Origin of the sequence: Burkholderia sp. AU45251 (assembly GCF_030482905.1) — a bacterium.
Classification (GTDB): Bacteria; Pseudomonadota; Gammaproteobacteria; order Burkholderiales; family Burkholderiaceae; genus Burkholderia; species Burkholderia aenigmatica.
The window spans coordinates 224,281-236,573 of record NZ_JAUJQH010000006.1; the positions used below are offsets into that span (position 1 = coordinate 224,281).

The 12,293-nt window shown below is 68.2% G+C and carries 12 protein-coding genes; 3 read left to right on the forward strand and 9 right to left on the reverse strand.

Going from position 1 to position 12,293, the window contains the following annotated elements:
- The first annotated feature begins 29 nt into the window (after positions 1–29).
- Complete coding sequence (locus QZM67_RS15905) at positions 30–461, forward strand: PGDYG domain-containing protein (RefSeq protein ID WP_301804683.1); 432 nt, start codon at positions 30–32, stop codon at positions 459–461.
- A 33-nt stretch (positions 462–494) separates the two neighbouring features.
- On the opposite strand, the gene QZM67_RS15910 is transcribed toward QZM67_RS15905, so the two are convergent.
- From QZM67_RS15910 to QZM67_RS15945, 8 genes are all read right to left on the reverse strand, one after another.
- Positions 495–857, reverse strand: a complete 363-nt coding sequence (locus QZM67_RS15910) for a DUF3022 domain-containing protein (protein ID WP_043182999.1) — start codon at positions 855–857, stop codon at positions 495–497.
- A 13-nt stretch (positions 858–870) separates the two neighbouring features.
- Positions 871–1,659: a YhfC family intramembrane metalloprotease gene (locus QZM67_RS15915; protein WP_175021068.1), complete on the reverse strand. Its 789-nt coding sequence runs from the start codon at positions 1,657–1,659 to the stop codon at positions 871–873.
- A 50-nt stretch (positions 1,660–1,709) separates the two neighbouring features.
- Positions 1,710–2,753, reverse strand: coding sequence for a LacI family DNA-binding transcriptional regulator (locus QZM67_RS15920; protein WP_175021069.1), 1,044 nt, complete (start codon positions 2,751–2,753; stop codon positions 1,710–1,712).
- Positions 2,754–3,236: 483 nt separating this feature from the next.
- Positions 3,237–4,202, reverse strand: coding sequence for a D-glycerate dehydrogenase (locus QZM67_RS15925; RefSeq protein WP_043183193.1), 966 nt, complete (start codon positions 4,200–4,202; stop codon positions 3,237–3,239).
- A gap of 5 nt (positions 4,203–4,207) precedes the next feature.
- Entirely contained in the window at positions 4,208–5,488 is a 1,281-nt protein-coding gene (locus tag QZM67_RS15930) for an MFS transporter (protein ID WP_301804688.1), read from the reverse strand.
- Positions 5,489–5,601: 113 nt separating this feature from the next.
- Entirely contained in the window at positions 5,602–6,591 is a 990-nt protein-coding gene (locus QZM67_RS15935) for a sugar kinase (RefSeq protein WP_301804692.1), read from the reverse strand.
- Between the two features lie 28 nt (positions 6,592–6,619).
- Positions 6,620–7,384: a sugar phosphate isomerase/epimerase gene (locus QZM67_RS15940; RefSeq protein WP_301804694.1), complete on the reverse strand. Its 765-nt coding sequence runs from the start codon at positions 7,382–7,384 to the stop codon at positions 6,620–6,622.
- A 159-nt stretch (positions 7,385–7,543) separates the two neighbouring features.
- On the reverse strand, positions 7,544–8,437 hold the full coding sequence (locus tag QZM67_RS15945; RefSeq protein ID WP_089450564.1) for a LysR family transcriptional regulator: 894 nt from the start codon (positions 8,435–8,437) through the stop codon (positions 7,544–7,546).
- A gap of 112 nt (positions 8,438–8,549) precedes the next feature.
- On the opposite strand from QZM67_RS15945, the gene QZM67_RS15950 reads away from it, so the two are divergent.
- Together QZM67_RS15950 and QZM67_RS15955 are read left to right on the forward strand one after the other, a co-directional pair.
- Positions 8,550–9,617 carry a YeiH family protein gene (locus QZM67_RS15950; RefSeq protein ID WP_301804698.1) on the forward strand — a complete coding sequence of 356 codons (1,068 nt, stop codon included), beginning with the start codon at positions 8,550–8,552 and terminating at the stop codon, positions 9,615–9,617.
- Positions 9,618–9,720: 103 nt separating this feature from the next.
- Positions 9,721–11,454 (forward strand): ClcB-like voltage-gated chloride channel protein, encoded by a 1,734-nt coding sequence (locus QZM67_RS15955; protein ID WP_205187831.1) that lies wholly within the window; start codon positions 9,721–9,723, stop codon positions 11,452–11,454.
- Positions 11,455–11,505: 51 nt separating this feature from the next.
- Here the strand turns inward: QZM67_RS15955 and QZM67_RS15960 are convergent, their stop codons facing one another.
- Complete coding sequence (locus QZM67_RS15960) at positions 11,506–12,126, reverse strand: TetR/AcrR family transcriptional regulator (protein ID WP_301804705.1); 621 nt, start codon at positions 12,124–12,126, stop codon at positions 11,506–11,508.
- Between the last annotated feature and the right edge of the window lie 167 nt (positions 12,127–12,293).

A 12,293-nucleotide genomic window follows, 5' to 3' on the forward strand; every position in this document is an offset into this window, starting at 1 on the left:
CTTTTCCAGCTTTCCCGCACTTCCCCGCCATGCTCGAACTCAAGCACATCGACCTGCGTACCGACCCGCAGGCCCGTCGCGTCGTCAAGGACGAAACCGTCGCTGTTTCCTTCGCGGATGCCGACGGCGAACTGATGAGCCTCGAAGGCCCGAACCGCTATGTGGCGGGCGACGCGCTGATCACCGGCTCGACCGGCGACCGCTGGGTCGTGTCGCGCGCACGCTTCGACGCCAAATACCTGCCCGCCGATCCGGCACTCGCACACGGCGCACCGGGGACTTACCGGAACCGGCCGGCCGTCGTGCTCGCGCGCCGGATGGACGAGCCGTTCACGATCGCCCGCTCGGAAAACGGCGACACGCTGCGCGGCGTCGCCGGCGACTGGGTGATGCAGTACGCGCCCGGCGACTACGGCGTCGTACAGGCTCAGCGCTTCGCGCAGGTCTACCGCGACGCATGATGCAGCGCGCCGGCATCGCGCCGGCGCAAACCATCACGCGAAGTCTTCGTCGAGTTCGAGTTCGGCATCGCGCTCGACGGCCTCGCCGGCCGCGTGCCGCTCCTCGAGCGACCCGAGCATCGCCTCCGTATACGCATGCAGCACCGCATGACTGCGTGCCCGCTGCATCGGCTTGAGCGCCAGATAGCGCGCGAGCGCGGCCGGCACGATACGGATATCGAGCGTCATCCGCTTCGGCGCCGAGCCGAAACGCATCGCGAGCCACTGCACGGACAGGAACCGCCCGCGCGCGTCGCTGCTTTCGGCGAAACGCGTCTGCTCCGGAAAGAGATCGCAGATCACGCGTGCGAGCGCGTCGAATTCCGCGCTCTGGCATTCGATCAGATAGTCGTCCATTCCGTCTCTCCCGTCAGGCTGCCGCTTGCGACGGCCGGCACGTCTTCACCAGCACGGCGACCAGGATCGCGGCCAGCACGAAATACGCGGCCTCGACCCAGCCGGCCGGCAGCACGCGCACCTGGTACAGCAGCGCCGGCGCAGCCGCGAGCGCATGCAGCACGATCGCGAGCGGCAGTACGCCCGCACGGCCGGCGCGCACACCGCGCCAGACCAGCACCGACAGCGCAAGCTGCAGCACGAATGCCGCGCAGCGTTCAAGCAGCAACAGCAGGATCGACTGCGCGGACAACGTCGCGAGCATCACGTGCAGCCGCACGACGGTATCGCCCGGCAGATCGGCGAGCTGCGTCTCGAGCTGGCCGCGGCTCGCGAGCCACGCGAGATACGACCACTGGCCCCACACGAGCACGCCGACGAACCACGCTTCGGCACCACCGTGACCGATCCCGTAGCCGATTCCGCGGCTGTCACCGGCCGACGGGCCGTAGCGGCGGCTCAGGAAACGCATCCCGAGATAGCGGCCGACTTCCTCGAACACGGCGGTCGCGAGCGCGCTGTACGCGACGAACGCGAGCGGCTGCGTGAGCCAGCCATCCGGCGGCGTCTGGCTCAGCACGAGCCCGTGGAACGCGCGCTCGAGGATCATCGCGAACAGCGTGAAGACGGTCACGCCGACGATCGTATCGCGGCGGTTCAGCGCCAGCGGCTTGCGCAGGAGTCGGTAGAGGACGAGCGGCAGGAGCGCGATGATCAGCGTGGCGGCGATCAGCACCGCCAGCGTGACGGGAGCGACAGTCATGTATTTCCTTGTTCGGGGCAGCGCACCTGACGCGCTGCCCCGAATGATACTCAGCTTGCGGTCGACGCGCGCGCAACCAGCTCGCCCGGCAACAGCGAGACGCGTACATCGCCCGCCGCGCCGTCGATCCGCTCGTGCACGAATTCGACGGCCTTGTAGCCGATATCGTAGGTCGGCTGCCGGATCGTCGTGATGCCGATCAGCTCCGCCCATTCCGGATCGTCGATCGACAGCAGCGCCGCCTTCTGCTGCCATGCGGTGCCGAAACGCGCACGCAGGTGGCGCGCGATCGCGAGCGCGACCGGCGCGTTCGCGGCGAACAGCGCCGCGCGCACGCCGCGCCGTGCCGCGTCGTCGATGCGGACATCGATGTCGGCAAGCGCTGCCGCGGTCGCGTCGGACTCGTTCAGGTCGAGCACGACCGTCGACGGCACCGTCAGCCCGCGCGCCGCCAGTGCCGCGCGGAACGCGGCCTCGCGCAAGCGCCGCGAGCTGACGCGCTCGAACGGCTGCACGACGAAATGGATCGCGTCGAAGCCGTGTTCGACCAGGTGCGCGAGCGCGGTCTCGATCGCATCCGCGTTGTCGAGGCCGATCAGGTCGGCCTCGAAACCTTCGACCGTCCGGTCGACGAGCACGGCCGGGATGCCGGCGCCACGCAGCGGGCGCAGCACGTCCTCGTCGGCGCCGAGCGCGTTGACGATCAGCCCTTCGACGCGGTAGGTCGTGAGCAGCTGCAGGAAGCGGCGCTCCATCTCGACTTCGTTTGCCGCGTGACAGATCAGCGGCATGTAGCCGAGCGCGTGGCACGCGGCCTCGACGCCCTGCAGCACTTCGATGGTGTACGGATTGGTCAGGTCGGCGGCGAGCATGCCGAGCAGCCGGTTGCGGCCACGCTTGAGTCCGCGCGCCATCTGGTTCGGCCGGTAGTTGAGCCGCGCGATGGCCGCTTCGATCCGCTGGCGCAGATCGGTGGACAGCACGTGCGTCTCGCCATTCAGGTAGCGCGACACGCTGGTTTTGCCGGTGCCGGCCTCGCGCGCGACGTCGCTGATCGTCGCCGGACGCGTCGTGGTTGGTTGCGATTCGGTCACTGTCGTGCCTCGCGACGTACGATCCGCGCCGCTTCGTGAGCAGACGGACCTTTGTTGTTGGAAACGTAAGCCACCCGGTGGAATCTCCTGTCGACCCGCGTTGGCGCTTTAGCGCTTACGCGGGTCCCATGCTTCGCGGTCGACCCGCGTTGGCGCTTTAGCGCTTACGCGGGTCCCATGCTTCGCAGTTAACCAGCGTAGCCCTTCAGCGCTTACGCCGCCCCCTGCTTCGCGACGATCGGCGCCGGCGCGTCGGCACCCGCCCCGGTCACGTGCAAAAGCAGTCGGCCGCACCGGACCTGGCGCGGATACCCGTCGCGGGACGCGGCCGGCAGCGATGCCGGCCCGTCGATGCGACGCGCGGGCGATCATAACGCAGCCAGCCCTCCGGCACCAAGACCATCGACTCTAACGAAGCCGGCGCCCTGCCGGCCGGGCGTCGGCCCGTGGTTGGCCCATGGTTGGCCCGCTACCCGCCGCCGCTCAGGCGCGCGCGAGCGCATCCGGATTGACGAGATTCGTGCGCAGCGTGCCGGCCAGCGCGCCGACCAGGTTTTCCGCGGCGCAGCGCGCCATCGCGTGGCGCGTCTCGTGCGTCGCCGAGCCGATATGCGGCAATGCGACGACATTGTTCATCTGCAGCAACGGCGAATCCGCCGGCAGCGGCTCCTTCTCGAACACGTCGAGCCCCGCGCCGCGGATCGTGCCCGCGCGCAGCGCATCGACCAGCGCGGCTTCGTCGACCACCGGCCCGCGCGACGCGTTGATCAGGATTGCACCGCGCTTCATCTTCGCGAATTCGGGCGCACCGATCAGGTGACGCGTTTCCGGCGACAGTGGCACTTGCAGGCACACGAAATCCGATTGCGCGAGCAGCTCGTCGAGCGTGACGCGCCGCGCACCGTACTGCGCCTCGGCTTCCGCATGCGCGGACCGGTTCGCGTACAGCACCTGCATCCGGAAACCGAGCGCTGCGCGGCGCGCGACCGCGCCGCCGATCCGCCCGAGCCCGACGATGCCGAGCGTCTTGCCCTGCACGTCGGTGCCGTACAGGTCGGGGCCGATGCTGTGATGCCAGTTGCCGGCCTTCACCCACTCGGCCAGCTCGACCACGCGTCGCGCCGACGCGAGGATCAGCGAGAACACCGTATCGGCGGTCGACTCGGTCAGCACGTCCGGCGTATGCGCGAGCACGATCCCGCGCCGCGTGAGATCCGCGACATCGAAGTTGTCGTAGCCGACCGAGATCGTCGACCACGCCTTCAGCCGCGGCGCACGGTCGAGCATCTGCGGCGTGACCTTCAGGCTCGCGCCGATCGCGCCGTCCACGTCGCCGAGCGCATCGGCGAGGGCTGCGGCGCCGTCGGCCTGCACGACGTCCGCATGCTCGCGCAGGTACGCGAGGACGTCATCGGGCAGCGGCTTGTACGCGACGATACGGGGCTTCATCGGATTCATTTTCCTTGCAGCGGCGTCGCGAGCGGATGCGGATCGCGCGCCTGGGGTTTGACGGACAGCGTGAGGATCACCGCGGCGACGAGCGCGGCGCTCATGAATGCGTACGACGCGATGGGCGAGCCGGTCGCCCCGTTCAGGTAGCCGACGAAGTACGAGCCGACGAACGAGCCGAGCGCACCCATGCTGTTGATCAGCGCCATTGCGCCACCGGCGACGTTCTTCGGCAGCAGTTCCGGCACGATCGCGAAGAACGGGCCGTACGGCGCGTACATCGCGGCGCCTGCCACGACCAGCAGCGCATACGAGATCCAGAAATGCGACGAGCCGAGTGCATACGATGCGGCGAACGCGGCCGCGCCGATCAGCAGGAACGGCCACACGAAACCGCGCCGCGAACCGACCTTGTCGGACGCCCACGACGCGGCGAGCATCGCGATCGTCGCAGCGAGATACGGCAGCGCGGACAGCCAGCCGGTCGCGACCATCCCGAGGTCGGAGCCGTTCTTGACGATCGACGGCAGCCACAGCACGAAGCCGTACACGCCGATGCTCCAGCAGAAATACTGTGCGCACAGCTTGATCACGGCCGGCGACCGGAACGCTTCGCCATAGTTGCGCATGGGCTTGATCGTGGCCTGCTCGGCCGCGAGCGCGGCGTCGAGGTCGCGCTTTTCCTGCGCGTTGAGCCACGGCGAATCGGCCGGCTTGTCCTGCACGAGGAACCACCAGCACACGGCCCAGAGCACGGCCGGCACGCCTTCGGCGATGAACATGTGGCGCCAGCCGAATTCGTGCACGAGATAGCCCGACACGATCGACATCCACAGCACGGTGACCGGGTTGCCGAGGATCAGGAACGTGTTCGCGCGCGAGCGCTCGTTCTTCGTGAACCAGTTGCTGATGTAGATCAGCATCGCCGGCATCACGGCCGCCTCGACCACACCGAGCACGAAGCGGATCGCCATCAGCGACGGGATGTTGCTGACCACGCCCGTGAGCGCCGCGCAGGCGCCCCACAGGATGAGGCTGACGAACACGAGCTTCTTCACGCTGCGGCGTTCCGCGTAGATCGCGCCGGGAATCTGGAAGAAGAAGTAGCCGAGGAAGAACAGCGCACCGATCAGCGACGACAGGCCCTTGCTGATCCCGAGGTCCTGGTTGATGCCGGCCGCGGCCGCGAACCCATAGTTCGCGCGGTCGAGGTAGGCGAGGCTGTACGTGATGAAGACGATCGGCATGATCGTCCACCAGCGGCGGGCAGCAAGCGTATTGGCCATCAGAATGTCTCCTATGTCGGAACGCACGCTTCGGCGCGCGTCCCGGTCCCGGATGTTGCCGTGCGCTAGCACGACGAAATGAGTCCGCGGATTGTGCCGTGTCCGGCCTCTCATTACGCGGTGAAGGTTTCCTCTAAGCGATCGGCGCGATTGCTGACGTTTTCGATTCGATCGAGCGCGGCGCGGGTCGGCAGCCCTTCCGAGTCGCCGATCACCTGGATCGCGAGTGCGCCGATCCGGTTGCCGCGCGCCACGGCCTGCTCGATCGTCTTGCCTTCCAGCAGCGCGCTGACCACGCCGACCGCGAAGCCGTCGCCGGCACCGACCGTGTCGACGACGTTCTGCACGCGCTCGCCGGTCACGGTTCCGTCACGGCCGTCGGCCGTCCGGTAGTACGCGCCTTCGGCACCGAGCTTGATCACGACGCCGCGTGCGCCCTGCGCCAGATAGAAGCCCGCGATGTCGGCCGGCGTGTCGTGCCCGGTCAGTTGCCGCCCTTCGGCGATGCCCGGCAGCACCCAGTCGGCCAACGATGCGAGCGCGTTCAGCGTCTTCGTCATCACGTCGGCGGACGGCCACAGCGTCGGGCGCAGGTTCGGGTCGAACGAGATCGACTTGCCGGCCGCGCGCATTTCACGCGCCAGCCTGAACGCGAGCTCGCACGACGTCGCGGAAATCGCCGGGGCAACGCCCGTCAGGTGCAGGTGGCGTGCGCCGAGCACGTAGTCGGCCACATAGTCGTCGCACGACAGGTGGCTCGCGGCCGAGCCCTTGCGGAAATATTCGACGGTCGGGTCGCAGCCGTCGTCGTTGCGCGACTTGAGCTGGAAGCCGGTCGGGTAACGCGGGTCGACGGTCACGCACGACGCGTCGATGCCTTCGCGTGCCAGCGTGTCGAGCACGTAGCCGCCGAACGAATCGCGGCCGACGCGGCTCATCCAGCCGACCCGGAAACCGAGCCGCGACAGGCCGATCGCGACGTTCAGGTCGGCGCCCGCGATCCGCTTCGCGAATTGCGTCGCATGCGCGAGATGGCCGGGCTCGTTCGCGACGAACATTGCCATCGCTTCGCCGTAGGTCACGACATCGAGTGCTGCTTTCATGAATGAACTCTCCAGGATCCTGCCGCCGTCACGCGGTGGCGAGCCACGCGACGCGCCGGCACGCATCGCCCGCCAGGTCGGCCGCGTCGAACGGAAACTCGATGCCGCGCGGCGCCTGCTGCGGCAGCGCCGCGAGCACACCGGTCACGAGTGGGTCGTTCGGCGCCGGTGCGGCGGCGAAACGACGCGCGCCCTCACCCTCGACTGCCTTGCAATGAATGTATTCCACATGCGGCGCGAGCACTTGTGCGCAATCGAGCGGCGCTTCACCCGGCCACTGCCAGTTGCCGATGTCGAAGGTCATCCCGAGCGCATCGGGCATGCCGGCCGCGGCCAGCGCGTCGAACAGCCCGCGGAACTGCGCGAGCGCGCCGCCGACCGGAAGCTGGCCGTTCTCGACCACCACGCGGGCCCGCGTGCCGCGCGACAGCGCGACGATGTCGGCCGCGTGCGCGTCGCCGGCGAAACCGCCGAGCTGGAATTTCACGAAGCGTGCGCCGAGCGCGTCGGCTTCCACGAGTGTGCTGCGCAATGCGTCCGCATCGAGCTCGCCCGTTTCCGTATAGAGGTTGGCCGGCGTCGAATAGACCGACCAGAGCCCGTGGCTGGTCAGTTGCGCGCCGAGCGCGGCCAGCGCGCCGGGTGCCGCGTCGTCTTCCGACGCGAACAGTTCGCGCCGCACCTCGAAACCGGTCGCACCGGATGCCGCCGCGGTCGCGACGAATGCGCTGTGGCCCTCCTGACGCACGCGGTCCATCCCGAATGCGCTCGCCACGATCACGATGTCTGTCATGTTGCCCTTTTCACCGGATTGGAACCGGTTCCATTTGCTTGAGACGGATGGTGCGCTTCGCGTCGGACCCACACCATAGAGGAAATCCCTAAGACGGAACCCGACGCGAACGCGCACCCGATGGCCCGCATCGCGCGTGCCCGGGCCGGGTTCGGCCACTCAGGCGAGGTCGTGCGCGAGGCTCATCTCGAGGAATTGCGCGGCGACCCGCGACGGCGCGCCGCCGTGCGGCACGAGGATGGAGAAGTGACGTGTGAGCGGCGCGGGCGCGAGCGAGCGCAGCACGAGCGCGGCATCGTCGTGACGCAGCGACATCGCGGACACGAAACCGACTCCCATTCCGGCGCGCACGGCTTCCTTCACGGCCTCGACGCCCGCGATCTCGAACGCGACGCGCATCGGCGCCGCGCCATGCGCGAACGCGCGCTCGACGAGTTGCCGCACGGCGGAGCCCGCCTCGCGCAACACCAGCGGATGGGCGGCCAGCGCTTCAAGCGTGACCCCCGACGCGTATTCGGGCGCGGCCAGCGGATGCCCAGTCGGCACGATCGCCACGATCTCGTCCTCGCGCCACGCATGCACCGCGGTGCCCGGCGGCAGCGCCTCGCCGGGCGGCCCTTCGATCATCGCGATATCGAGCGTCGGCAGCGCCGCGACCACGTCGGCCGTGTTGCCGCTCATCGTGTGGATCGCCACGCGCGGCGCGCGCGGCTGGAACGCGGCGATCAGGTACGGCAGCAGGTAGCTCGCGGGCGTCGTGCTCGCGCCGATGCGCAGCGTGCCGGCCTCGAGGCCGCGCACCGCGTCGCGAAACGCGCGCGCCTGTGCAAACGTGTCGCGCTGCGCCTTCGCGTACTGCGCGAGCTGTTCGCCGACCGGGGTCAGGCGGATACCGCGACCTTCGCGCTGGTACAGCGGCTCGCCGAATTCGTCCTGCAGCAGCCGCAACTGGCCCGACACGGCCGGCTGAGACAGATGCAGCGCCACGGCGGCGTGGCTGATGTTCAGGTGTTCGGCGACGGCGGCGAACGTTATCAGTTGATCCGGGGTCATGGGGATAAATTATCGGCTTTCCGGATAGTTTACGTCACAAATCACAATTTTTCATATCGATATAACGAAATTAGGATTACAGCATCGCAACACGCTCCATCACGGTGCTTCCATGTCCACTGCCCCGACTCCCCATCTCAGCCCCGCCGCGCCGTCGATGCGCGGCCAGTTGAACGGCGTGCTGTTCGTCGCGCTGTTCGCCGCCGCCGTCACGAGCCTGTCCCAGCTTCCCACGATCGCGGGGCTCGGCCTGTCGCCGCTGATCGTCGGCATCGTCGCCGGTGCGCTGTACGGCAACGCGCTGCGCGACGGCATGCCGGCCAGCTGGGCGGCCGGCGTCAACTTCTCCGCGCGCAAGCTGCTGCGCATCGCGGTCGCGTTCTTCGGGCTGCGCGTGAGCCTGCAGGAAATCGCGCAGGTCGGCCTGCCGGGCCTCACGGTGTCGGTGCTGGTCGTCGTCAGCACGCTCGTGATCGGCACCTGGGCCGGCATGAAGATCATGAAGCTCGACCGCGATTCGGCTCTGCTGACCGCCGCCGGTAGCGCGATCTGCGGCGCGGCCGCGGTGCTCGCGTTCGAGTCGACGCTGCAGTCGAAGCCGCATCAGAGCGCGATGGCCGTGGGCAGCGTCGTGCTGTTCGGCACGCTGTCGATGTTCCTGTACCCGATCGCCTATCACGCCGGGCTGTTGAATCTCGATCCGGCCGGCCTTGGCCTGTTCTTCGGCGGCACGATCCACGAGGTCGCGCAGGTGGTCGGCGCGGCGAGCGACATCAGCCCGCAGGTCGCGCACATCGCGACGATCGTCAAGATGACCCGCGTGATGCTGCTGGTTCCGGTGCTGCTGGTGCTCGGCTGGTGGCTCGCCCGCTCGGCACGCGCCACCGCCGGCGGCGCGCAAGGCAAGCGCAAGGTGGCCGTACCCTGGTTCGCGCTCGGTTTCCTCGGCTTCGTGATCGTCAATTCGCTGAACGTGCTGCCCACCGACGTCACCCACACGCTGAACGTGCTCGACACCTTCGCGCTGACGATGGCGATGACCGCGCTCGGCATCGAAACCCGCGTGGCGCAGATCCGCGCAGCCGGCCCCCGCGCGCTGATGACCGGCCTGATCCTGTACGTGTGGCTGATCGCCGGCGGCTACGGGATCACCTGGGCTGTGCAGCACTGGCTTGGCTGAGCTGCCCGCCCGTGACACTTCGCGCGCCGCGCCCGACGGGATGGTCCCGCGGGCGCGGCGCAGTGCTATGCTTCGCGTCGTTTTCCATCGCCCTCGTTCAGCCGTGCTCTCTTTCCTGCTGAAGCTGCGCACTCGCGCCCAAACGCTGTTCCGCCTGTCGGACGCCCATACGATGCTGATCTGGTCGGCCATCGTCGGCGTCGGCGGCGCCTTTGCCACGATGGCGTTCCGCGAAGGCATCGACCTGATGCAGCACCTGATCTCAGGGCAAAGCGGCAGCTTCGTGCAGATGGCCAAGCGCCTGCCGTGGTACGTGCGGTTCTGGATGCCGGCCGCCGGCGGCTTCCTCGCCGGCTGCGTGCTGCTGCTCGCGACCCGCGGCGACAAGAAAGCCGGCAAGACCGACTACATGGAATCGGTCGCGCTCGGCAACGGCGTCGTGCCGGTCCGCCAGAGTCTGTGGCGCAGCGTCTCGTCGCTGCTGACGATCGGCAGCGGCGGCTCGATCGGCCGAGAAGGCCCGATGGTGCAGCTCGCGGCGCTCGCCGCGTCGCTCGTCGGCCGCTTCGCGCACTTCGACCCGCCGCGCCTGCGCCTGCTGGTCGCGTGCGGGGCGGCGGCCGGCATTACGTCCGCGTACAACGCGCCGATCGCCGGCGCCTTCTTCGTATCGGAGATCGTGCTCGGCGGCATCGCCATGGAAAGTCTCGGGCCGATGATCGTCGCGTCGGTCGTCGCGAACATCGTGATGCGCGAATTTGCCGGCTACCGGCCGCCGTACGAGATGCCGGTGTTTCCGGCCGTCACCGGCCCCGAAGTGCTGCTGTTCGTCGTGCTCGGCGCGCTGTGCGGCGTGCTCGCGCCGCAGTTCCTGCACCTGCTCGATGCATCGAAGAACCGGTTCAAGCGGCTGCCCGTGCCGCTGCCCGTGCGGCTCGCGCTCGGCGGCCTCGTCGTCGGCGTGATCTCGGTATGGGTGCCGGACGTGTGGGGCAACGGCTACAGCGTGGTGAACCACATCCTCCATTCGCCGTGGACCTGGCAGGCACTCGTCGCGGTGCTCGTGTTCAAGGTGATCGCGACCTCCGCCACCGTCGGCTCCGGCGCGATCGGCGGGGTGTTCACGCCGACGCTGTTCGTCGGCGCGGTGTTCGGCTCGCTGTTCGGGCTCGCGATGCAAGCCGTGTGGCCCGGCCATACGTCGGCGTACTTCGCGTACGCGATCGTCGGGATGGGCGCGTTCCTGACGGGCGCCACGCAGGCGCCGCTGATGGCGATCCTGATGATCTTCGAGATGACGCTCAGCTACCAGGTCGTGCTGCCGCTGCTGGCGTCCTGCGTATTCGCGTACTTCGTCGCGCGCGCGACCGGTACGACGTCGATGTACGAGATCACGCTGCATCACCACCAGGATGCCGAGGAACGCAGCCGGATCCGCACCACGCAGATGCGCGAGCTGATCCAGCCCGCGCAGACGGTCGTGCCGCTCACGGCGAGCGTCGCCGACATGACCCGCGTGTTTCTCGAATATCCGGTGAAGTATCTGTACGTGACCGACGACACCGGGCGTTTTCGCGGTGCGGTCGCGCTGAAGGACATCACGTCCGACCTGCTCGACAAGCGCGATACGACCGACAAGACGGCCGCGCATTACGCGCACACGCCGTTTCCGCTGCTCACGCCCGACATGCCGCTCGCCACCGCGCTCGAACGCTTCATGGCGTTCCAGGGCGAACGCCTGCCGGTAATCGAAAGCGAAGCCGAGCCGACGCTCGCGGGGGTCGTCTACAAGACGTCGCTGCTCGATGCGTACCGGCGGATGACCGGCGAGCGCTGACCGGGCGATTCGCCCCCGGCAGCGCGAGCGCGGCTCGACGCCGAGGCTGGCTCAGTCCGGCCCGCGCCCGAGCACCACGCGCGCGAAGAACCCCGCGAGCACCGATTCGGCCACCTCGGCCGACACGTGCTGCGGATCGGCCGTGTAGTACGACTGCACGCCGTCACACAGGCACATCAGCCCGAATGCGAGCGTCTCTGCCGGCAACAGCAGCGGCGTGCCCGCGCGCTCGGCGAAACGCTTGATGAACTCGGCCATCTGCAGGCGCTTGCCGTGCAGGAACTGGTTGAAGCGCACGCGGAACTTCGCATCGCGCGCCGCCTGCAGCTTCGCTTCACCCCACAGCAGCGAATATTCGTCGTCCTGAAACAGCGTCCGGTAATACGCGAGCGCCATCGACTCCATCTGCTCGCGCGATCCGCCCCCGTCGAAGATCGCCTGGAAGTCGGCCTGCACTTCCGCGTGGTCGCGCTCCAGCAACTCCAGCAACAGGTCGGACTTGCTGCTGAAATTCGAGTAGAACGCGCCGCGCGTATAGCCGGCCGCTGCCGCGATGTCCTCGACGCTCGCGGCCACATAGCCTTTCTTCAGAAAAATACGGTGCGCGGCAATCAGCAGACGTTCGCGCGTCTGGTCCCTGCTCTGCTCGCGAGTTAAGCGCTGTGGTTTCATGGCGCGCAGTCTAGCACTGTTTACCTTTCGGATTCATCTTTGCATTCGGATACAGGTGTGTATTAGAATTCGCCACAGTTTCCGAAAGATCTTGTCCGCGCGCCCGTGCCGGCGCCGCTCGGGGCAAGCGCCCGTCGCGCTTGCCGGCTTCGTTCCGCTCTCGCTCT